Consider the following 19,193-nt stretch of genomic DNA (forward strand, 5'->3'; position numbering starts at 1 on the left):
CTTAAATCGCTCTTAGACCGTTGGTACCAGTATCCTGACCAACGGCAATTGGCTGGGTAAATAGCTGGATAACTGACTGAATATTGTCCTCAGGAATGCCATCTTTATACCGACTGGCCAACCATTTGTTCTCGTCAACACTCAGGCTACGACCAATAGCACTGGAAATTCTTAACATTGCGGCGGTAGCTGATAGCATTGATACTGGCGTTTTTAGGTGCTCAGGAGTATCAATCTCCGTACCTTGCTTAGGTAAGTAAGTTGGATGCTCAATATCATTGAAATAACCGTGAGCATTTAAGCCGCCAAACGGTACAGCCTGTTTAGCGCGTGACTTTTTAACTTCTTCAGGGGTTTGGCCAGGATAAGCCAGTTCATCCATTTCTTTGGATACTTGCTCAATGATGGTCTCCGGCTGAGATTTGTATTCTTCACCAATGACAGCGGCATCCAGTAACTGGCCAAAGCGGTCATAGTTGCGCTCAGGTTCGACACGATAGATCAACATTTCACCGTCATATCTCGGAGCCTGGATCTGAATGGCACAATCACCATAGACTAGCGCCCGAACGTAAACCTTACCTTTAACAGTGACGCCATCCAGCCCCTTAAGGGAGTATGACAAGGCCCTATCTGACTGAGGATGTTTAAAACCGATGGTCATATCATTACGAACGGTACGCTCCTGCTCTTTACTCGTCATTAATGCCTGGCAAACTTCAACAGAAGGCAGTAAGCGCAGTTCATCGGCCCGAATCAGTTGCCATAGGTCATGACGAGATATCGGTTCAGCCAAACCACGTCGATTTAAGCGAGTATCTTGCCCTGGAATACGGTTAGCGTTATATGCCTCAGCCCATGCGGTAGCTGCCTTGTTCAGTTGGGCGATATCTTCCACGGGCTCAAAGCGCAGACGGCTTTCAAATTGGGTTTCAATGATGTTATTAGCGTTCTCAACGCCGCCTTTGGCTCTAGCGTTACCGGCTTCATGCTCCAAATAGGTCACCTCAAGGTGTTCGAGCAAATTTTTAATAGCGCTAGAAGTGTTCGCAGAACCCTTATCCCAATAGATAATCTTCGGTACACCATGAAATAGCCGACTATCCTGCTTACTCCAGGCAAACATGAGGAACTGGAACAGAACATGCTGATTTTCACCTGCTGATTCCACATACCAAGGGACAAAATGGCCAGAAGCACGGTCATATAAGGTATAACGCCACACCTTGTATTTAATTTTGGCGTAGTTCTCCAACTTGTTCTTATAGAACTCACGCTCCCGCATGATGTATTGCTTATTTTTCATGTAATAAATCAGACAAAGAGACGGATCGACTTCATGAACATGATTAGGATGTAAAGCCCGTAATGCCTGAACCGGGTTAACCTGCATTTGGGCTTTCACGTTAAGCTTACGTGAGCGTAATAGCCGGTTAAGCTGAGAATTTGACACACCGAACTCATGGCCATTCTGTTCCAACATACCCCTAGCAGTGGTAGTGAATAAGGTTTGTTTGCCGTTATCACGAACAGACTCACGACTGGCGGCACCTAAGACAATTAGGGCATCACGAGATACGCTGGTTTTACCTTTATCAGAACGGGTTTTACGTTCACACTTCCAGCCGCACTGTTGCTTTAAACGACGATAAATAGTCTGCGGGGGCCAGCCTAAAAACTCCTGAGCCTCTTCAATAATGCTTCCTCGCTGACCATGAACTGCTAAGTCCAGTTTTTTGGCCAGTTCAATTAGGTAGCTGTGAATTTCGGGACTAGTAGACATAGCAACACTCCAGTTACATATCAGACGTGCGAATATCGCTCATAACCTGGTCAAATCGACCGCCAGCGGTTTCTATTTCGTCACCAAATTTGTCCCACAGGTCTTTGTACATGCGCTTAGTCTGTGAGAGTGTGATGACTAACGCCCCGTTGAGTATTAATAAGGTGTTATGTAGCGCTTCAGGCAACTGGAACGGTGCTTCAGGGTCATAATTAGGGTCGTTTTCCATTGCTTCAAACTGCAATTTTTCCATCATCTCAATGTGCTGACGATACTCATTAAATAAGGTATCTACCTCAGCCTGAGTCTGTGTTATCTGAACCTTTAAGGGCTCAAGGCGCTCATCTAAAGGAATAGTCTTGAGCTCGTATTTGTTAAGCTTCAGGCCCATTTCTTCCTTTTCTTTGCTGATGTCGGTGTTGCGCTTTTGCAGAGCGTTATAATCGGCCTGGGTATCATCAACTTTCTTCTTAAGCTCTTCTTTTTCTCTGGTATGCTTAGAAATGAATTCCTCAGCCAGCTCAACCAGTGCTTCTTTATCACCGGCTTTAGCAACTTCGATTAAGGCAACTTTTTCATCTTCAGGTAATTTGCGATATTGGCGCAATTCACGGTAACCGAGCCCCAAGCGAGATAGATTTTCTAGAGCTTGTTCACCAAAGGATTTTAGATTTGCTAAGTCTTCATCAATAGATGAGCGAGAGCTCCCTAATAATTGACAATATTCATCCCAAGTGCCGACAAGTCGGCACTCTTGGCCGTCAGGTAAAATGATGTTTTTGCCTGCCAATGCTTTGTATAGCTTGCTTTCTTTCACATGAGCCAATTTGGTTAAACTGACGACGTCGGCAAATTTTGCTATTGAACGAGCCATTTGCGCTTGCCCTAAAATCTGATTGGCAAGATCCCGTTCATCGTTATATTCAGTCTGAACAGTCGCCATCAGATTTTGATTAGTCACAATCTCATCTTCCACCGACGATGACTGGTAATCAGGATCTTCACGCAGTTGTTTCAGTACATCTTCAGTTTTGCCACTATAAATTTTCGTTGTCATAAATAGCCCTTATTGACTGATCCCAGACATAATCCGCTGGTTTGTTTCTTGGATCCGGTTCTGCAAATTGGCAACATGCTCTGCATGGGCCTGTGCAATACGTAGCATTTCAGTACTGTGAGCAAATAGACCGTTATCAAGTTTGATAACTAAGCCTTCCTCAATCAGCACACTCATCGCCCGACTTACGTTGGATGGCGAATCATCAATAGCTTCCGCTATTGCACTGTTTGAAATGCCAGTCAGGGTGTAACCCTTAATGGCTTTTAGTACTCTCAGAACGCGAGAACCTGATGTTGAGGTTGTCTTCATACTCTGGCCTCCAGCGGTTGAACCTGATGAACAACGGCATAGTCGGAAAACGGCGTATCACCAAGATCTTCCGAGCCGTCCAATTCAGCAAAATCAGCAATGCGGATAATGCTATAGGCTGGGTAGCCAAACTGACGCGGAACGCGTCGGATGAACGTACCGTGGTAAGGCGTTTTCAAACCAAATAGAGGGGTTATCAGCACACGCTGGCCGGGTTTTAGTTGGGTAGGCTTCATCGTTTGTTACTCCGAGTTTTTCGACTATGGAGGCGATACTGCTTTCTTAATAACCGAATGATTTCTAACTGATCGGCTAAAGGTTGATAGTCAACCAATTTGTTTTCATCCATGTTGTCAATAACGTATTCCCAGAGGTCTACCATTGACAAAAAATAACGATTAAGAAATATACCGTCCCCATCCAATTGATTATTTCTAAAGCCCCCAGCCCATAACATAGCGCCAGCAGTGAGACATAACTCGAGTGTCATAGGTGGGCTATTTGCCAATCTGAAATGGTCAGGAATATAAATTTTATTTCCATCACTAAGATGGTGATTAGAGCTTGGTTTGTTTCCCATATAATCCCTCTCTTAACAACCAGCATGAAAAACTCTGTTGGTGTGTCATGTAAAAGCCCTCTAAGCGGCCTGAACTTTAGCTTTTAGACCCAAAGCAACTGCGATTTCATGAGCCGTACCGAATCTGCCTTTCATACGACCATTCAGTACTGCGTAGACATAACTTGTTTTAAAACCATGTTCTTCAGCCCAAGCAGTTACAGTGATGCCCTTTGAATGAAACTGAGCTTTAACTTGTTCAGCGGTCATAACTTTTTGCATAGTGCTTCTCCTTTGTTTATGGAATACTTAGTAATCACTTTAATGTCATTATTGTATTCATTTGAATACATGTCAAGGTTAATGTTTTCGTATGACTACAATTGGAGCAAGGCTAAAAGAAGAACGTTCCCGAATGGGATTAACTCAAGATGATTTTGCTGCATTAGGTGGAGTCAAACGAGGGGCTCAAGTTAATTATGAAAAAGATGAGCGGGCTCCGGATGCGAACTATTTGTCTTCGATTGCAAACAATGGCGTTGATGTTCAGTACATCCTAATTGGTATACGTTCACAGGTTGAAATACCTGGCTCTGTAATGAATGAAATGAGAGATAATGGGGTTCTCCCTGGTCAAGCTATTGCATCACATCAATTAGGAACAACTCTTCCTATTGGTTCTGACAACAAACCAGTTACACCAGAGCTTTTGGATACTGAGTTACTTCACAGAATCGCTGCTATGCTAGATAACGCCGCCAAGCAAGCTGGCAAGCGCTGGACTATAGTACAGTTGGTTGACGCTGTTGCACTTGTGTATAACTTCCTGATACAGGAAGAGAATGTTAATGATGAAAAGATAGAACGGACATTACGATTAGTAGTGAACCGTTAATAATTATAACGAAGGTATCAGGAGGCTCAGGCATGAGCGGAAATCAAAATATTGAAGATTTAGCAAACCAAATAGCCAGTACTTTAGAAAGTCTCCCTAACGACGGCAAAGAACGCCAGATGACGATTACCATTGGTGGTAATAATCACGGTACTGTTGTTATGGGGTCGAATATCACTATAAACCCACCACCTGAACGTGTCCGTGAGCCCCAAGATATGAGCACATCTGAACTACAACAGTTACGTGAAAATTGGCAAGTAGAAGTACGTTCAGCATTTTGGCGAAAATGGTTCAACACCCCATCACTAATAGTTTTTGCCTTACTCATTGCTATGTTAGGCATGATTTTGTGGCCAATATCAGAATTTTCAGCTAGGGGTATTGCTTCTGCATTATTACAAAATAACGAGACTAATATTCTAACTTTCCCTGTCGTTATCGGTTTTGCCTCTCTACTACTGGCATCAGGCATCTGGTTTGACCGAGTAAGAAAAGTTGAAGATCGTTTAATTAAAGAAAATAAAGAACAGATTGACAATATTAACGTTATTTTGCGCCGCAGAGGCTATTAATAAGGATATTAAATTGGATGATTTAAAACAGGTTTTTCACCAAATAAAGTTAAAAGTAATAGCATCTGATGAGTTTTGTGGAGCATACCTTCACGCTTGGGATGCTGAAGTGTATCCGTTATTACATGAAGATATGGATACTGAGTTAGAGCAACCGCTAGAAGTATATGATTCAATATTTGATATCCCATCATCTAAAGTTGAAGTTGTTTTAAATTATATGAATCTTGCTTACCTGAGAAAGAAAGCACTGACGTTTTATGGGCTCGAAAAGGTATTTGGTGGTCAATATGATGAACAATATGGCCGGGGTGTGTTAGTCGATATTTGTCGATATCTGTATTTATCTGATTGCTTTTGTGAATCATTTTGGATTGGGCTTTTGGCTGAAGGCAAACACCCTGCCGAGGCCGGTTTTTTAACCCGTCCATTCAATAAATCTGAAATTTTATTGTCGTAGTTCACTGTTTTTAAATGCGACACTGAATAGCTTTTAGTTAATTTCATTTGTTATAACAGCTAGGATAAAGCAATGAATAAAATACCCTGTACATTTTTATTATTAGCAACCCTGACATATACGGGAATTGTCGCAGCAACTGATATTGTAAAACCACTCAATATTCCAGAGGCAAGAGAGAAAGCAGAATTGACAGTAAATACATTAATGTCACTTGAAAAAAAATTTATGGCTAATGTTCAGGCTGGTATGAGTGCTCAGCAAATGAAGCAAGAAATATCTCAACCATTATTCACATTACTTGAGCAGTGGCCTCATTCTTATGTTGATGACGGTGATGCTCAAGCACACTTTCTGAGCTGCCGTGATTCAATTAGTAATCTTCAGAGTGTGGTTTCATCTGTAGTTAAGCCAATGAGTAAAAATAAGGAAACCAATAAAAAGAGCTTTAATGTTGCATTAGAGCGTTATGAAGAATCAGGCCAAGTTTGTCAGAAAATGCTGAACATGACTGATAAAGAGCTAGCCGCAATTGACAAACAAAAGCGAGAAGCTAAGTGCACTAAAAAGAGTGTCATTTTTGACGTTGATAAAGGCGAAATGGTTGAGCAACCCAAACCTGCCTACTGTACTAAGTCATAATCCATCACCAGAAAATAAGCTTTAATCTCGGCTAAAATACCCAAACCCCAGCACCGCCTACTATGGCGGTGTTTTCAATTCTATTGGGGTTTAAATCATGTCGTTACTAAAAAGTGTCCGCCAACATCGTTTACTGACCTGGGCGTTAGCCACCGTCATCCTACTCGGCGTTATCGCCGTTCTGTCACCACAGCAGTTACCTGTCACTCTCTATAAGCTTTCTCTGGTCTCCTTAGCGGCGGTGATCGGGTATCACTTAGACCGGGCATTATTTCCGTATGCCAGCCCCGGTAGTTACTTGGTTGATAACTGGAAAGCTATCAGTGCTCACCCGATTAACGGAGTGGATAAACTTGAACCTGAATACCCGGTAATTAGTGGTTATCAGCGTATATTCGCCGCTGTTCTGTTGCGCCGGGCGATTGTCGTCATGGCCGTTATTCTTGGCGTAACATTGGGGCTGTAATCATGAGAGCCGTTATCTTACTTATCTTACTGATAACGGCCTGTCATCCGGTGCTGGCTTCAACAATACCGGCTGATGCGGCCCGTTATAAGCGCGACCTTATCCGTGTTTCCCATGCTGAATGGGGACTGGATGCACCGGTAGCCACTTTCGCTGCCCAAATCCATCAAGAAAGCCGCTGGCGCACTGATGCCCGTTCGCCAGTCGGCGCTCTTGGCTTAGCTCAGTTTATGCCAGGAACATCAAAGTGGATTGCCGGTACCTATCCTGACCGTCTCGACGGTAATCAACCCTATAACCCGATGTGGTCTCTACAAGCTCTGATTATCTATAACCGATGGCATTACCAGCGTATCCCCGCGCAGACAGATTGTGACCGCTGGGCCTTTACGCTAAGCGCCTACAACGGTGGCTTAGGCTGGGTTCAGCGTGACAAGAAGAAGGCAGCAGCTCAGGGGCTTGATGCCAGCCGTTATTGGGGCTCGGTTGAGTATGTTAATGCCGGGCGCAGCGCTGCCAACTTTAAGGAAAATCGGGGTTATCCAGACCGAATCATTAACCGCTGGCAACCGCTATATCAGGATGCTGGCTGGGGGATTGGTGTATGCAATTAAGAACCATCTACCTCATTTTTAGCGTCATTGCACTGGTGCTGGGTTTCTCCCGTTATTACTACCAACAGGGATTGTCCCAAGGCCAATTGGATTGCGCTCAAGGTAAAGCTGAATCGGCGCAAAGCCAGTTAAGCCAGTTCGTATCGGCCAGTCAGCAATTGGCCATCAATGCAAACCGAGCCAGCAAAAACCTGTCGGTAAAAATAGCGGCCCAAACGGCTGCTGACCAACACAGTACCCAGGAGATCCGCTATGTACTTAAAACAGTTACTCGCAATCGCTGTGAGTTTCCTCCTGATGTCATGCACCAACTTGAACAGGCCAGACTACGAGCCAATCAGGCTGCTACCAGCGGCATTGGCAGTGAGCTGTCTCCCTCTGCCAGCACCGGAGAATAACGGTGATGACGCTATCGTTATTGCATTAAAACAGGCTTATGACGGCTATGGCCTGTGTGCCGGACGTTACGTTGAGTTACTTAATTATCTACAGGATTTAGACGATGGACGATATTGATCGCGCTAGTGAGCTGGAAACCCAGCAACGGGAACGCGCACTAAAAGCTCGACAGCAGCCTGACACTATTGGTAGCAGCCGTTGCTTTGATTGTGACGACCCCATACCTGAAGAGCGGCGTAAAGCATTACCCAGCGTTATCCGTTGTGTGCATTGCCAACAAATTCATGAAATTTGGGGAAGCAAATGATTATCGAAGTGAAGTTTTGGGAAGTGCTATCCCTACTTATGGCATTTATGGGTTTTGTCTTTGCGGCTGGAAAAATCTTGATGGCTCAGGTTGAAAAACGCCTAGATATCCGATTTGAAGAGCTGGAGAACGCCCGGAAGAAAACAGAAAGCGGCCATATGCGGATGGAGCGTGAGTTTTTGGAGTTCAAAGCCACGTTACCGCTGGAATATGTCCGTCGTGATGACTTTATACGCAGCCAGACAGTGATAGAAGCCAAGCTGGATGCACTCTATAACCGCTTAGATTCCATCGGTAAACAGAAGTGAACTGAGATAAGGAGAATGCAATGGACTATCAACGTCACCGCCGTGAAGCAATGCGCTGGAATATACTGCTGATGCTGTATAAATCGCGCCCGTATACCACGAATGAACGTTTTATTGTGGACGTTATTGGGGCAATTTATCCCGATGTAACCGCGCTGGAGCTACGTCAAGAATTAGATTACCTGGCTGACCGCAAAATGCTGGAGTTAAACAAACAGCCATCAGGTATCTGGTTTTCCGACCTTACTCGTTTGGGTGTTGATCTGGTGGAATACACCATAGATTGTGGGCCGGGTATCGCTCGCCCCATGAAATACTGGAGTGAATGACCATGGCCAGACGCAGCACTATCGACAAGCTACCGGCTGAGGTTCGTCATTGGCTGGAACGTGCTCTGACAGATAGTAATTTCAGTGGCTATCAGGAACTGGAAGAACTGATGCAGGGGAAAGGCTATCAAATCAGCAAGTCTGCGATCTTCCGTTACGGTAAAAAGATTGAAAAACGGTTTGCCACCATCAAAGCCAGTACTGAAGCTGCCCGTCTCCTGACTGAAGGTGCGTCTGATGACAAAGATGCACGTTCAGAAGCCATTATTGCCCTTGTTCAAAGCGAGCTATTTGAAACCCTGATCAACCTTCAGGAAGCGGACGAGACTGAAGACAAAGAGAAACGGGTTAACTTGCTGTCTACGGCGGCTAAGAATATAGCCACGCTCACCCGAGCCAGCGTTAACCTAAAACGTTACCAGGCTGATATTCGCAAAGAGGTTAGAGAGGAACTGCTACGCGAACAAAGCGCCAATCTGGATAAAGAAGCTAAAGCCCAGGGGCTGGATGAAAACGCCGTTCAGTTCTGGCGTGAAAAAATCTTGGGGATCAAGTAATGAAGCCGCTAGCCTCAACCTTGCGCGTTGTTGAATGGGAAGAATTACCATCCCGCGCGCGTGATATTCCCAGTAACTTTAATCCTACGGCTGAAGGTGTGCTAATGGCTCACCAGATTGAGGTTTTGAAGATTAAAACCTCAATTCTTGCCATACCTAAAGGGCGGCGTACCGGTATTACCTTTGCCTTTGGTTTTGAGGCTGTATTGACCGCTGCATCACAGAAAGCGATTGGGGGTATGGATGTCTTCTATATCGGTGATACAAAAGAAAAAGGCTTAGAGTTCATTGGGTATTGTGCCAAGTTCTCCCGTGTTATTGCGGAACAGCAAAGTGCTTCAGTTTCCAGCATCGAAGAGTTCTTATTTGAAGATCAGGATGAGAACGGTAAAACCCGCCATATTACCGCTTACCGGATACGGTACTCATCTGGTTATCAGGTTGTCGCACTCTCATCCCGTCCGGCAAATATCCGAGGTTTGCAAGGGCTGGTTATTATTGATGAGGCGGCATTCCATCAGGATGTTCAAGGCGTGCTAGACGCGGCTACGGCGCTACTCATTTGGGGGGGGCGCATTATCGTTATCTCTTCCCACAAGGGTAAAAGTAATCCGTTCAATCAGTTTGTTAATGATATTGAAAATGGCCTTTATGGGCCTGATGCCTCTGTATATCGGGTGACGTTTGATGATGCTGTGGCGAACGGGCTCTTTGAGCGCGTTTGTTTCATGAAGGGTGAAGCCCCGACAGTAGAAAGCAAGAAAGCCTGGTATACACGAATTCGTAACGCTTATGGCCCCCGTAAAGCGGCGATGCGTGAGGAGTTAGATGCTATTCCACGTGATGGCAACGGTGTGTGTATTCCGGGTGTCTGGATTGAAAACGCCATGCCACCCAGTCCTGACCGTGTGGTGTTACGCCTGATTCTAGATGATGACTTTGCCAAAAAGCCTAATGAAGAACGGAAGTCTTTTGTGGCTGACTGGATAGCGCGTTATTTAGAGCCAGTCATCGAAAAACTGGATAAAAACCTACGCTATGCCTTTGGTGAAGACTTTGCCCGTCACCGTGACTTTTCCTCAGTTCTACTGATGGCGGTGTTGCCTAATCTCTATCGTGACGTGCCACTTATCATTGAGATGCACAAGGTTCCTACCAGACAGCAGGAACAGATCCTTTGGCACTTACTCCACGCTATCCAGCGTTTTTCTGGGGGAATGGATGCTACCGGCCCCGGCCAGACATTGGCTGAATATACCGCTGATGAATTTGGTCATGACCGTATTGCCCAGGTCAATTTAAGCCGTTCATGGTATGGCACGTGGATGCCTAAGATGATCCAAGGGTTTGAGGACGGCATTATCACTTTACCCGCTGACGATAACGTCAAACAGGATATTCACTCCATAGAAGAGATTGACGGTATTCCTATGCTGTCGTCTGTTCGCAAAGAAGATTTGAAAGAACCCGAGCTCTATCGCCATGGTGACACGGCCATTGCACTGGTTTTAGCCTGGTATGCCTCCATTGAAATGAATAAAGGCCCGGTCAAGGCCCATTCACGTGGTAAACGGGCAACCACACAACTGTTAAAAGGATACAAATAATGAGTCAGGGTATTTGGGTTAGTCCGAATGAATTTGTTTCTTTCTCCGAGCTAAATAGACCATCGAAAGAGGCTGTAGCGACCCGTTCACGCGTTAATGGCTCATTAGGGATTAGTGGCAAATTACAAAATCCCGATCCTGTCCTGCGTAAAATGGGCAAAAGTATCGAGGTTTATCGTGACTTGACGGCTGATGCTCACGTAGGTGGTTGCGTTCGTCGCCGTAAGTCAGCCGTTCTTGCCCTTGAACATGGTTTTGATCGGGAAAATGCTAATCCTCAGGTGGTTAATTTTTTAGAAAATGTGCTGGCAAAACTTCATATGAGAAGCATCATCAGCGGCGCGTTAGATGCTCCATTATTTGGTTATACGCCACTTGAGGTGATGTGGGCGGATGTTGATGATCACCTTGTCCCAGTCGATGTTGTTGCTAAGCCCGCTGAATGGTTCTTTTTTGACGATGAGAACCGGCTCCGTATGCGTACTAAAGATGATAAAGACGGTATTTTACTACCTGAGCGTAAGTTTATCTTATTCCGTCAGGATGCTACTTATGAGAACCCTTACGGCATTGCTGATCTGAGCCGTTGTTTCTGGCCAACCACATTTAAACGTGGTGGTTTTGAGTTCTGGCTGAAGTTTACCGAGAAATACGGTAGCCCGTTCCTAGTCGGTAAACACCCGCGCAATACCCATAACACCGAAGTAGATGCGTTATTGGATAGCCTTGAAGCAATGGTTCAGGATGCAGTAGCCGCAATTCCTGATGATAGCTCAATAGAGATTTTGGAAGCTGCCGGTAAAGGTAGTAGTGCTGATGTATATGAGCGTTTCTTGATGTTCTGCCGCTCTGAAGTCAGTATTGCTCTGACCGGAACGAACCAGACAACGGAAGCCGATACTACCAATGCCAGTGCTCAGGCAGGATTAACTGTGACTGAGGATATCAGGGATGCTGATGCGGAGTTAGTCTCTGAAGGCATCAATATACTAGCCCGTTGGACTGTAGAACTGAATTTTTCAGAAAATGAAGAAGTACCCGTTTGGTCAATTCGTACACCAAAATCTATTGATAAAACGCAAGCCGAACGCGATCAAATCCTTAAAACCGCTGGCGCTAACTTTACCAACGAGTACTTTATTCGTGAATATAACCTGAAGGAAGGCGATTTAGGCGAACAACTTCCACCATCAGACGGTATGGGTTATCCCTCATTTGCTGAAAGTAAATCTCAAAAGCATGACCCGATTAAAGCCGCTGCTGACCAACTTAGCCGAGAGACGCAACCCATTATTGATGGTTGGATTGAGCGTATTCGCAGTTTTGCGGAGAAGGCTAAAAACATGGAAGAGCTTCAGGAACGGCTATTAGCCGAGTTCGATAATCTGCCTGAAGATGAGCTAGCCCAAGCGATGGCCAGCGCATTTACCGTGATTAACTTACAAGGTCGTGATGAGGTGAATAATGGCCGTTAAAGGTGTTTTCGGGCAAAAATTTAACCAGCAAAGTGATTACTTCAAACAGAAGTTGGCTATCCCCAGTGAGCGCTGGGATGATATTTCCAGAGAACAGCACGATCATGGATTTATTGTTGCTGGAGCGACAAAAGCGGCCTTAGTGAGTGATTTTAAAAAAGCCATGCAGTCGGTCATGGATGAAGGGAAAAGTATCCAATGGTTTCGCCAGAACTTTGACCAAATTGTGGAAAAACAAGGTTGGAAAGGCTGGACAGGTGAAGGCAGTAAAGCGGGTAAAGCCTGGCGCACCGAAGTAATCTATACCCAGAATCTTAAATCGTCTCACGCCGCTGGCCGTTATGAACAACTGACTGACCCAGAGGTGTTGGCTGAACGTCCCTATTGGCGTTATGTGCACCGTTCTAGCCTGAACCCTCGCCCTGAGCACGAAAAATGGAATGATTTAGTTTTACCCGCTGATGATCCTTTCTGGGATGAGCATTATCCCCCAAATGGTTTTGGCTGTAATTGCATCGTGGAATCATGCAGTGGGCGGGATTTAAAGAAATTAGGTAAGGCTGGCCCTGATATGTCCCCAACTCGAAATACTCAGCTATATACCGATAAAAATACTGGCGAACAGCGCCTAGTCCCTGAGGGTATTACACCAGGTTTTGATTATGCACCGGGTAAAAGTGCTGCTCAAAATGCCCTTGCTGCTAATGAACAGCAACTCGCTTCATTTGATGCGGCGATTGCTCGTAAGAATGCAGAGAAATTGATTAATTCAGACGTTTTCTTGTCATTTTTTAATGGTCGAATGAAAGGCAATTTTCCGGTTGCTGTGGTCAACCGACAGCAGATGACTGAGATGGCAATAAAAAGCCCAGTATTGTCACTTAAACGAAGTGCTGTAATGAAGCTACGGACTCAATATCCCGATTTAAGCCCGTCAGACTTTCGCCAGCTACAAACCCAGTTAGATAACGCCCAGTGGCAGCAGAACAGTCAGGGTGAAAGGCAAACCGTTGTGAGTATTTCAGGTAAATCGTGGAACGTTCGAGCGAAGCCAACCGCCTCCGGTACCTATATTGAAATGGATCAAGCATAGTTATGGCCAAAATCACCGTACAACTCGACAGTGCGCCGGTTAATCAGCTACTGAGCCAGATTGAACAGGCGGGTTTAGACCTGACACCGGTATTTAAAAACATCGGTGAAATCCTTCTTAACAGTACCCGCCGCCGTTTTGAAGTGGGTATGGGGCCATTAGGTGAACAATGGGCCGCAAATAGTGACGTGACGCTGGCCAATAAGCGGGATACCAGGCCACTGATTGGCGATACCCGCAGCCTGTCTACTCAGATTAACTACCAGTCTGATGCTAATCACGTGCTGCTTGGTTCGCTAATGGAGTACGGCGGCACCCAACATTTTGGGGCGAAAAAAGGCCAATACGGTCAAACTCGGTATGGTGTACCTCTGCCCTGGGGGGATATTGAAGCACGGCCCTACATCGGTCTGTCGTCTGAAGATGAGGAAGATATTATTGATCTGCTGTCTAACCATTTAGCCAGAGCAGCGGGAACATCAGATTAATCGTCAATTTAAGGCTGGCTAAGCCGTTTTCACCTGTTTAACCAGCCTTTGTCTGTCTTTGCTCGTTTACATCGCTAAAAGGCTATTATAAATCGATATAGCCCCACTTAAGCCACCGTTCTTATCTACCCTTTACGGTTTCGTTAAATACCTATCTCTCAGTCTCTTATTTAACCCCGATTAAAATCACCAAACCGGATAATTTGACATGGTAGCCATGACTAACAACAGCATGGTGAATATTAATGTCCAAACTTATCCATATCTTTAAGCCTGGTACCCATCAGCCGATGGAAGGCGAACCTATCTCTTTCACCTTGAAAGACTTTGAAGCCACCGTTCGCGCCTACAATATGGATCTGCATGAAGCACCGCTGGTTGTTGGCCACCCGAAACACAATAACCCTGCCTATGGTTGGGTAAAGCAAATGATTGCCACACCTGAAGGGCTCTTCATTGAACCCCATCAGGTTGATGAGGCATTTGCTGAACTCGTCCGTTCTGCCCGATTTAAAAAGATATCACCTTCCTTTTACGAACCGGATGAACCTAGTAATCCAGTACCTGGCGTTTATTACCTGCGCCACGTTGGTTTTCTGGGGGCTATGCCACCTGCCGTAAAGGGGTTGAAGGCGATTGAATTTGCGGATGGTGGACAAGGTATTGTGTGTTTTAACGAAAATCTTAATGAGGATACCAATATGGCTGATGCAGCTAATCCAACCGATAAAAAAGGTTTGCTGGCGCGACTAGTCGCTTTTCTGACTAAAGAGCTGGGTGAAGAAAAGGCCGCTGAAATCATTACTGAAGAAGGTGCTGCCGCTATTCAGGGTGCCGTGGCGGATGCTGCACCGGCAACCGTTAAAACTGACCTTCCTGCTGATGCCGGTGCGGATGAAATTTTACCGGAAGTCGCCGCTCAGTTAGTGGCTGTGTCGGAAGAAAATCAGCGATTAAAAGCAGAAAACGAAGAGCTACTGGAACAAGCGGAAGAGCTGGAAATTGATGGTGAGAGTGCTGATTTTGCCGAAGTGATTCGTCGCAAGGTCAAGCCTAGCCACCGTGCAGCCGTTCGAGCCATGCTTAAAGCCGCATCTAAAAAGCGCGGTACCAGTAAGTTGGAATTTAGTGAAGGTGGTAAGAACAAACCGCTTACGCCTGCTATTCAGGCATTTATTCGTTCTCTTCCTGATGTAGTGGATTTCAGTGAAGTGGCCAGAAAAGGTAATACGCCCCGTAATACTTCCGTCAACCCACTGTTAGCTGACGCAGAACGCCGCGCCAACCGCAATAAATAGGAGTCATTCAGTCATGACAACGTATACCGAACCCAAGCAATTAGCGGATGTGCTCATCGTAGAAGTTAAGCCTGGATGGACGAAAGACCGGGGCATGATTGCCGCCGATAAGCATTATGAAATTGGTGCTGTACTGGCCAAAGTCTCCGGTAAATATCAGCTGATTGACATGGCTGGTACCGGTGCGGCTAAAAAAGCCGTCGCTGTGCTGGCTCAGCGTGTTGACACCACCGGTGGTGAACGGCTGGCGGCAATCATTGCCCGTGGTGCCGCAGTGGCATTAGATGGTCTTGAATGGCCTGAAGGTATTACTGACGTGCAGAAAGCTACCGCGCTCAGTGAGCTTGAATCCCTAGGCATTATTGCCAGAGAACAAATTTAATTCCGTTCAGCCGCCTTATATCTCTAAAGGAAAGACACAATGAACTTAGCAGACCTGTTTACCACATCCACTCTAACCAGTGCGATTAACAAATTACCGGCGGTACCCACCCGCGCCGGTGAGTTAGGCATTTTTGAAGAAGAAGGTATTGCAACCACTTCCGTTATCGTCGAAAGCCGGGATGGACGATTATTTCTGGTACCCAATATCAGCCGTAGTGACGATCCTACGCCAGTTAAAAGCGATAAACGTAAGCGCCGTACTTTTGAAACGGCCCATTTACCGACTTCCGATCAATTATTGCCATCCGAATTACAAAATTTTCAACCTTTTGGAGACAGTGATTCAACAGACTATCAGGCACAAGCGATTAACAATAAGCTGGAAAAAATGAAAAACAGCTTAGAAGTGACCCGTGAATTTCAGCGTATTGGTGCGCTCCGTGGTCGTATTCTTGATGCTGATGGCTCGGTGATTTATGACCTATTCTCTGAATTCGACGTGACGCAAAAACGGATTATGGTGCCATTAAATGTTGCTGGTACCGACGTTCGCAAGCTCCTAATGAATGCCAAGCGACACAGTGAGTCAAAACTGACTGGTGCCATGGTGACCGGTTACAAAGCTTTCTGCGGCCCGGACTGGTTTGATGCCTTTGTGGCTCATCCTAATGTTGAAAAAGCTTATGCCGGTTATCAGGAAGCGGCGGATCGTTTGGGCGGTGATATGCGTAAAGGCTTCACCTTTGGTGGTATTGAATTTGAAGAGTATAACGCCAGCGTCTCCAAACAGGACTTCTTCCCATCTGACGTTGCTCAAGTTTTCCCGCTAGCCAAAGGCGGTGTTTACAAGATGTATAACGCCCCAGCCAACTATAACGAGACGGTCAACACGATTGGCTTACCGTTATATGCCAAAGCGGAAGAACGCAGCATGGGTAAAGGCTGGGATTTAGAAGCCCAGGCTAACCCGCTGGCCATTTGTACTTACCCTGAAGCCCTTGTTGAACTGAAGATGAGCTAAGGAAACGGTCATGCGCTACTGCACACTGAGTGATTTGGAACGGGCAGTTCCCAAACAAACGCTAATCCATTTATCCCACGATGATCCAGCATCGGAAAACTATGATGCTGCCGTTTTGGAAGATGCGATCAACTATGCTGAAGAGCTGGCAGATGGTTATTTAGTCTCCCGTTACCCTCTGCCATTGTCATCCGTTCCGACCATTATTCGTGATGCAGTAGTGTATCTGGCCCGTTACTGGCTTTATCAGCGCCGTCCTGAAGGGGCGATGCCGGAAGTGGTCAAAGATGGCAAAAAGGATGCCCTGGATACCTTAAGCCAGATCCAGAAAGGTACTATCTCCCTGAATGTCAAAATAGACGATACCGTGGTTGAAACCAATGCGCCCAGCGTATTTAGAGTTTCGGCATCTAAACGTCTGTGGGGAAAGAAAACGCTGGAGAAATGGCGATGAGCATCACAATTGACATCTTAGATGGCATTTTAAACCGATTGAAAGAGGTTCATGGCCGGGAGCTGGCGATCGAATATTTTCCTGAGCAGCCAGCTAACTATCGTCTTAACCATCCTGTGGGTGCGGTACTTATCAGTTATTCCCGCAGTAGCTTTGCGACCAATGAGGCGATAGACAGTACCTGGATGAATCGTGAGATGACCATTCCCCTCACGCTGATGTTTCGCCAGTTACACGGTAAAGCCGGTGTTATCGCTTATCTCGATAAACTGCGGTTAACCCTAACCGGCTGGATCCCCCCTCACTGTGATGTGCCTCTTAAACCGGTCAGTGAGTCCTTTTTGGCTCAAAACGTCGGCGTGTGGCAATACGCTTTGGATTTTACCACCCAGACTAATCAGATACAGGCTGATATGGGGCTTTCACCCAACTTAGCTTATGAGGATATTCCATGAAATTTACACCCTATCTGTATCACGGGCCACAAAGCAGCGTCACTGTGCGCTTTACTGGCCCTGATGGCACAGAGCAAGAAAAGGACATCATGCTCTATCCGGGCCTTTCTATAGAGTTACCCAGTGAACATGAATATACCCAAACGTTAATAGCCCAAAAGCTGTTAACACCACTGGCACCTGTCGCTAAAACCGTCAAAGGTGAGGCGAAAACCAAGGAGCAAAAAGACGATGGCCGCTAACTTCTTACATGGCGTTGAAACCCTTGAGATTGAAAATGGGCCTCGCGCCATTCGGGTGGTTAAATCCGCTGTTATTGGCTTGATTGGTACTGCACCTTGTGGGCCAGTTAATGATTTAACCCTGTGTTTGTCTGAAAGTGCCGGTGCCGAATTTGGCCCTCGGTTAAGCAATTTCTCTATCCCATATGCCCTGAAAGCCATTTACGATCATGGTGCCGGTACCGTCTTTATCATTAACGTTCTTGACCCAGATAAACACCGTAATGAAGCCACTGGCCATTCAATAACCTTCGGTGTGAATAATCGGGCTTCTCTGCCTCATGCCGCCATTATTTCTGCTGTCGTAAAAGCGGATAATGTCACTTATGTGGCAGATACGGATTACACCATCAATCTGGTCACTGGTGAGCTGATCCGAATGACCACTGGCAGTATTCCGGCAAAAGGGACCGTCACGGTGGACTATACCTATGCCGACCCAAGTAAAGTGACACCGGCTGATATTATTGGTGCGGTTAATGCGGCTGGAAATCGCACCGGCTTAAATGCGCTCGAAGATGCCTATAACCGATATGGCTTCTTTGCAAAACTCATTATTGCGCCGGGCTTTAGTACTCTAAATAGTGTCAGTACGGAGCTTATTGCCGCTGCTGATAAATATGGTGCTATGGCATTAATCGATGCACCGATTGGTACCACGCCTAACCAAGCTATCAGTGGCCGTGGCCCGATGGGTACGATTAACTTTGCCACCTCAAGCGATCGGGCAATTCTCTGTTACCCACATCTGAAGGTCTATGATTCAGCGACCAACAGTAACTTTTTAGAACCAATGTCACAGCGCCAGGCCGGGCTTATGGCTGCAAAAGACCTTGAGCGCGGTTATTGGTGGAGTCCGTCCAATACTGAGTTTAAAGGTATTGTCGGTGCTGAACGTTCACTGTCTGCTCGTATTGATGATCCAAATAGTGAAGTCAATCTTCTGAATGAAAATGGCATCGTGACGGTCTTCAACAGTTTTGGTACCGGTTTACGCTCTTGGGGAAACCGATCCGCAGCCTGGCCATCGACGACCCATATGAAGAACTTCATCTCCGTTCGTCGGGTAAAAGACATCATTGATGAGAGTATCCGCTATTCATCCCTACAGTTTGTGGATATGCCCATCACGCAGGCCGTCATTGATGCCATTGTTGAATCGGTCAATCAGTTCTTCAGAAAGCTGATTGGTGATGGTGCACTATTGGGTGGCGAGTGCTGGTATGACGCAGAACGCAACCCTCAAACTCAATTAGAACTGGGAAATGTTCTGTTTCAGTACAAGATGACACCGCCACCACCCATGGAGCGCATCACGTATGAGTCAGAGATTACCGGTGAATATCTTGCAGCCCTGAAAGGAGGTAACTGATT

Annotated in this window: 29 protein-coding genes; 23 read left to right on the plus strand and 6 right to left on the minus strand. The window is 46.0% G+C overall.

What is annotated here, in order from left to right; translation table 11 throughout:
• Window position 1: 1 nt before the first annotated feature.
• The 6 genes from GOL65_RS03470 to GOL65_RS03495 are packed head-to-tail and all read right to left on the minus strand — an operon-like array spanning window position 2 to window position 3,993.
• The gene (locus GOL65_RS03470; protein ID WP_179038157.1) at window positions 2-1,783 is read right to left on the minus strand and encodes a DDE-type integrase/transposase/recombinase; all 1,782 of its coding nucleotides are present in this window, start codon (window positions 1,781-1,783) and stop codon (window positions 2-4) included.
• Window positions 1,784-1,796: 13 nt separating this feature from the next.
• Window positions 1,797-2,840 (minus strand): AAA family ATPase, encoded by a 1,044-nt coding sequence (locus GOL65_RS03475; protein ID WP_140921058.1) that lies wholly within the window; start codon window positions 2,838-2,840, stop codon window positions 1,797-1,799.
• Window positions 2,841-2,849: 9 nt separating this feature from the next.
• The gene (locus GOL65_RS03480; RefSeq protein ID WP_140921059.1) at window positions 2,850-3,152 is read right to left on the minus strand and encodes a helix-turn-helix domain-containing protein; all 303 of its coding nucleotides are present in this window, start codon (window positions 3,150-3,152) and stop codon (window positions 2,850-2,852) included.
• On the minus strand, window positions 3,149-3,388 hold the full coding sequence (locus tag GOL65_RS03485) for a hypothetical protein (RefSeq protein ID WP_140921060.1): 240 nt from the start codon (window positions 3,386-3,388) through the stop codon (window positions 3,149-3,151). The genes GOL65_RS03480 and GOL65_RS03485 overlap by 4 nt, the downstream gene beginning before the upstream one ends.
• On the minus strand, window positions 3,385-3,732 hold the full coding sequence (locus GOL65_RS03490) for a hypothetical protein (protein WP_179038158.1): 348 nt from the start codon (window positions 3,730-3,732) through the stop codon (window positions 3,385-3,387). Before GOL65_RS03490 ends, GOL65_RS03485 begins: the two co-directional genes overlap by 4 nt.
• 60 nt (window positions 3,733-3,792) lie before the next feature.
• On the minus strand, window positions 3,793-3,993 hold the full coding sequence (locus GOL65_RS03495) for a DNA-binding protein (RefSeq protein ID WP_407657454.1): 201 nt from the start codon (window positions 3,991-3,993) through the stop codon (window positions 3,793-3,795).
• A gap of 91 nt (window positions 3,994-4,084) precedes the next feature.
• Between GOL65_RS03495 and GOL65_RS03500 the strand changes: the two genes are divergently transcribed.
• The 23 genes from GOL65_RS03500 (at window position 4,085) to GOL65_RS03610 (ending at window position 19,191) form a co-directional block, all read left to right on the plus strand.
• Complete coding sequence (locus GOL65_RS03500) at window positions 4,085-4,606, plus strand: helix-turn-helix domain-containing protein (RefSeq protein ID WP_140921061.1); 522 nt, start codon at window positions 4,085-4,087, stop codon at window positions 4,604-4,606.
• A gap of 32 nt (window positions 4,607-4,638) precedes the next feature.
• Window positions 4,639-5,181, plus strand: a complete 543-nt coding sequence (locus tag GOL65_RS03505; RefSeq protein ID WP_140921062.1) for a hypothetical protein — start codon at window positions 4,639-4,641, stop codon at window positions 5,179-5,181.
• Between the two features lie 13 nt (window positions 5,182-5,194).
• A complete protein-coding gene (locus tag GOL65_RS03510) occupies window positions 5,195-5,641 on the plus strand; it encodes a hypothetical protein (RefSeq protein ID WP_140921063.1) in 447 nt (148 codons plus the stop codon).
• 72 nt (window positions 5,642-5,713) lie between these two features.
• Window positions 5,714-6,283 (plus strand): hypothetical protein, encoded by a 570-nt coding sequence (locus GOL65_RS03515; RefSeq protein ID WP_140921064.1) that lies wholly within the window; start codon window positions 5,714-5,716, stop codon window positions 6,281-6,283.
• Window positions 6,284-6,380: 97 nt separating this feature from the next.
• On the plus strand, window positions 6,381-6,749 hold the full coding sequence (locus tag GOL65_RS03520) for a putative holin (RefSeq protein ID WP_130590743.1): 369 nt from the start codon (window positions 6,381-6,383) through the stop codon (window positions 6,747-6,749).
• Window positions 6,750-6,751: 2 nt separating this feature from the next.
• On the plus strand, window positions 6,752-7,363 hold the full coding sequence (locus GOL65_RS03525; RefSeq protein ID WP_140921065.1) for a transglycosylase SLT domain-containing protein: 612 nt from the start codon (window positions 6,752-6,754) through the stop codon (window positions 7,361-7,363).
• Window positions 7,354-7,761: a hypothetical protein gene (locus GOL65_RS03530; protein ID WP_140921066.1), complete on the plus strand. Its 408-nt coding sequence runs from the start codon at window positions 7,354-7,356 to the stop codon at window positions 7,759-7,761. The genes GOL65_RS03525 and GOL65_RS03530 overlap by 10 nt, the downstream gene beginning before the upstream one ends.
• Complete coding sequence (locus GOL65_RS03535; RefSeq protein WP_179038083.1) at window positions 7,727-7,879, plus strand: hypothetical protein; 153 nt, start codon at window positions 7,727-7,729, stop codon at window positions 7,877-7,879. The genes GOL65_RS03530 and GOL65_RS03535 overlap by 35 nt, the downstream gene beginning before the upstream one ends.
• On the plus strand, window positions 7,866-8,069 hold the full coding sequence (locus GOL65_RS03540; protein ID WP_140921067.1) for a TraR/DksA family transcriptional regulator: 204 nt from the start codon (window positions 7,866-7,868) through the stop codon (window positions 8,067-8,069). Before GOL65_RS03535 ends, GOL65_RS03540 begins: the two co-directional genes overlap by 14 nt.
• The gene (locus tag GOL65_RS03545; protein ID WP_140921068.1) at window positions 8,066-8,377 is read left to right on the plus strand and encodes a hypothetical protein; all 312 of its coding nucleotides are present in this window, start codon (window positions 8,066-8,068) and stop codon (window positions 8,375-8,377) included. The genes GOL65_RS03540 and GOL65_RS03545 overlap by 4 nt, the downstream gene beginning before the upstream one ends.
• Before the next feature lie 20 nt (window positions 8,378-8,397).
• Window positions 8,398-8,706, plus strand: a complete 309-nt coding sequence (locus GOL65_RS03550; protein ID WP_140921069.1) for a hypothetical protein — start codon at window positions 8,398-8,400, stop codon at window positions 8,704-8,706.
• A 2-nt stretch (window positions 8,707-8,708) separates the two neighbouring features.
• Window positions 8,709-9,263: a DUF3486 family protein gene (locus GOL65_RS03555; RefSeq protein ID WP_140921070.1), complete on the plus strand. Its 555-nt coding sequence runs from the start codon at window positions 8,709-8,711 to the stop codon at window positions 9,261-9,263.
• Window positions 9,263-10,870 (plus strand): hypothetical protein, encoded by a 1,608-nt coding sequence (locus GOL65_RS03560; protein ID WP_140921071.1) that lies wholly within the window; start codon window positions 9,263-9,265, stop codon window positions 10,868-10,870. The genes GOL65_RS03555 and GOL65_RS03560 overlap by 1 nt, the downstream gene beginning before the upstream one ends.
• On the plus strand, window positions 10,870-12,345 hold the full coding sequence (locus tag GOL65_RS03565) for a DUF935 domain-containing protein (RefSeq protein ID WP_140921072.1): 1,476 nt from the start codon (window positions 10,870-10,872) through the stop codon (window positions 12,343-12,345). The genes GOL65_RS03560 and GOL65_RS03565 overlap by 1 nt, the downstream gene beginning before the upstream one ends.
• On the plus strand, window positions 12,335-13,438 hold the full coding sequence (locus GOL65_RS03570) for a phage head morphogenesis protein (protein ID WP_140921073.1): 1,104 nt from the start codon (window positions 12,335-12,337) through the stop codon (window positions 13,436-13,438). Before GOL65_RS03565 ends, GOL65_RS03570 begins: the two co-directional genes overlap by 11 nt.
• Before the next feature lie 2 nt (window positions 13,439-13,440).
• Window positions 13,441-13,926, plus strand: a complete 486-nt coding sequence (locus GOL65_RS03575; RefSeq protein WP_130591017.1) for a phage virion morphogenesis protein — start codon at window positions 13,441-13,443, stop codon at window positions 13,924-13,926.
• A gap of 245 nt (window positions 13,927-14,171) precedes the next feature.
• The gene (locus GOL65_RS03580; protein ID WP_140921074.1) at window positions 14,172-15,224 is read left to right on the plus strand and encodes a peptidase; all 1,053 of its coding nucleotides are present in this window, start codon (window positions 14,172-14,174) and stop codon (window positions 15,222-15,224) included.
• Between the two features lie 13 nt (window positions 15,225-15,237).
• Window positions 15,238-15,606, plus strand: coding sequence for a head decoration protein (locus tag GOL65_RS03585; RefSeq protein ID WP_140921075.1), 369 nt, complete (start codon window positions 15,238-15,240; stop codon window positions 15,604-15,606).
• 39 nt (window positions 15,607-15,645) lie between these two features.
• Window positions 15,646-16,629 (plus strand): major capsid protein, encoded by a 984-nt coding sequence (locus GOL65_RS03590; protein WP_140921076.1) that lies wholly within the window; start codon window positions 15,646-15,648, stop codon window positions 16,627-16,629.
• Between the two features lie 10 nt (window positions 16,630-16,639).
• The gene (locus tag GOL65_RS03595) at window positions 16,640-17,083 is read left to right on the plus strand and encodes a gp436 family protein (RefSeq protein ID WP_140921077.1); all 444 of its coding nucleotides are present in this window, start codon (window positions 16,640-16,642) and stop codon (window positions 17,081-17,083) included.
• The gene (locus GOL65_RS03600) at window positions 17,080-17,538 is read left to right on the plus strand and encodes a Gp37 family protein (protein ID WP_218652002.1); all 459 of its coding nucleotides are present in this window, start codon (window positions 17,080-17,082) and stop codon (window positions 17,536-17,538) included. The genes GOL65_RS03595 and GOL65_RS03600 overlap by 4 nt, the downstream gene beginning before the upstream one ends.
• On the plus strand, window positions 17,535-17,780 hold the full coding sequence (locus tag GOL65_RS03605) for a hypothetical protein (protein WP_218652003.1): 246 nt from the start codon (window positions 17,535-17,537) through the stop codon (window positions 17,778-17,780). The genes GOL65_RS03600 and GOL65_RS03605 overlap by 4 nt, the downstream gene beginning before the upstream one ends.
• Window positions 17,770-19,191, plus strand: coding sequence for a phage tail sheath subtilisin-like domain-containing protein (locus tag GOL65_RS03610; protein ID WP_140921079.1), 1,422 nt, complete (start codon window positions 17,770-17,772; stop codon window positions 19,189-19,191). Before GOL65_RS03605 ends, GOL65_RS03610 begins: the two co-directional genes overlap by 11 nt.
• Window positions 19,192-19,193: the final 2 nt, after the last annotated feature.

It is taken from the genome of Limnobaculum xujianqingii, assembly GCF_013394855.1.
GTDB classification, from domain to species: Bacteria; Pseudomonadota; Gammaproteobacteria; order Enterobacterales; family Enterobacteriaceae; genus Limnobaculum; species Limnobaculum xujianqingii.

What these genes read in the sequence shown, in the direction of transcription:
- GOL65_RS03495 (WP_407657454.1), bottom strand. Translation starts at nt 3,993, where the DNA reads ATGCAAAAAGTTATGACCGCTGAACAAGTTAAAGCTCAGTTTCATTCA.
- GOL65_RS03585 (WP_140921075.1), top strand. Translation starts at nt 15,238, where the DNA reads ATGACAACGTATACCGAACCCAAGCAATTAGCGGATGTGCTCATCGTA.
- GOL65_RS03475 (WP_140921058.1), bottom strand. Translation starts at nt 2,840, where the DNA reads ATGACAACGAAAATTTATAGTGGCAAAACTGAAGATGTACTGAAACAA.
- GOL65_RS03490 (WP_179038158.1), bottom strand. Translation starts at nt 3,732, where the DNA reads ATGGGAAACAAACCAAGCTCTAATCACCATCTTAGTGATGGAAATAAA.
- GOL65_RS03610 (WP_140921079.1), top strand. Translation starts at nt 17,770, where the DNA reads ATGGCCGCTAACTTCTTACATGGCGTTGAAACCCTTGAGATTGAAAAT.
- GOL65_RS03570 (WP_140921073.1), top strand. Translation starts at nt 12,335, where the DNA reads ATGGCCGTTAAAGGTGTTTTCGGGCAAAAATTTAACCAGCAAAGTGAT.
- GOL65_RS03530 (WP_140921066.1), top strand. Translation starts at nt 7,354, where the DNA reads ATGCAATTAAGAACCATCTACCTCATTTTTAGCGTCATTGCACTGGTG.
- GOL65_RS03580 (WP_140921074.1), top strand. Translation starts at nt 14,172, where the DNA reads ATGTCCAAACTTATCCATATCTTTAAGCCTGGTACCCATCAGCCGATG.
- GOL65_RS03485 (WP_140921060.1), bottom strand. Translation starts at nt 3,388, where the DNA reads ATGAAGCCTACCCAACTAAAACCCGGCCAGCGTGTGCTGATAACCCCT.
- GOL65_RS03550 (WP_140921069.1), top strand. Translation starts at nt 8,398, where the DNA reads ATGGACTATCAACGTCACCGCCGTGAAGCAATGCGCTGGAATATACTG.
- GOL65_RS03600 (WP_218652002.1), top strand. Translation starts at nt 17,080, where the DNA reads ATGAGCATCACAATTGACATCTTAGATGGCATTTTAAACCGATTGAAA.
- GOL65_RS03560 (WP_140921071.1), top strand. Translation starts at nt 9,263, where the DNA reads ATGAAGCCGCTAGCCTCAACCTTGCGCGTTGTTGAATGGGAAGAATTA.
- GOL65_RS03540 (WP_140921067.1), top strand. Translation starts at nt 7,866, where the DNA reads ATGGACGATATTGATCGCGCTAGTGAGCTGGAAACCCAGCAACGGGAA.
- GOL65_RS03565 (WP_140921072.1), top strand. Translation starts at nt 10,870, where the DNA reads ATGAGTCAGGGTATTTGGGTTAGTCCGAATGAATTTGTTTCTTTCTCC.
- GOL65_RS03520 (WP_130590743.1), top strand. Translation starts at nt 6,381, where the DNA reads ATGTCGTTACTAAAAAGTGTCCGCCAACATCGTTTACTGACCTGGGCG.
- GOL65_RS03545 (WP_140921068.1), top strand. Translation starts at nt 8,066, where the DNA reads ATGATTATCGAAGTGAAGTTTTGGGAAGTGCTATCCCTACTTATGGCA.
- GOL65_RS03605 (WP_218652003.1), top strand. Translation starts at nt 17,535, where the DNA reads ATGAAATTTACACCCTATCTGTATCACGGGCCACAAAGCAGCGTCACT.
- GOL65_RS03480 (WP_140921059.1), bottom strand. Translation starts at nt 3,152, where the DNA reads ATGAAGACAACCTCAACATCAGGTTCTCGCGTTCTGAGAGTACTAAAA.
- GOL65_RS03575 (WP_130591017.1), top strand. Translation starts at nt 13,441, where the DNA reads ATGGCCAAAATCACCGTACAACTCGACAGTGCGCCGGTTAATCAGCTA.
- GOL65_RS03555 (WP_140921070.1), top strand. Translation starts at nt 8,709, where the DNA reads ATGGCCAGACGCAGCACTATCGACAAGCTACCGGCTGAGGTTCGTCAT.
- GOL65_RS03515 (WP_140921064.1), top strand. Translation starts at nt 5,714, where the DNA reads ATGAATAAAATACCCTGTACATTTTTATTATTAGCAACCCTGACATAT.
- GOL65_RS03470 (WP_179038157.1), bottom strand. Translation starts at nt 1,783, where the DNA reads ATGTCTACTAGTCCCGAAATTCACAGCTACCTAATTGAACTGGCCAAA.
- GOL65_RS03525 (WP_140921065.1), top strand. Translation starts at nt 6,752, where the DNA reads ATGAGAGCCGTTATCTTACTTATCTTACTGATAACGGCCTGTCATCCG.
- GOL65_RS03595 (WP_140921077.1), top strand. Translation starts at nt 16,640, where the DNA reads ATGCGCTACTGCACACTGAGTGATTTGGAACGGGCAGTTCCCAAACAA.
- GOL65_RS03500 (WP_140921061.1), top strand. Translation starts at nt 4,085, where the DNA reads ATGACTACAATTGGAGCAAGGCTAAAAGAAGAACGTTCCCGAATGGGA.
- GOL65_RS03505 (WP_140921062.1), top strand. Translation starts at nt 4,639, where the DNA reads ATGAGCGGAAATCAAAATATTGAAGATTTAGCAAACCAAATAGCCAGT.
- GOL65_RS03590 (WP_140921076.1), top strand. Translation starts at nt 15,646, where the DNA reads ATGAACTTAGCAGACCTGTTTACCACATCCACTCTAACCAGTGCGATT.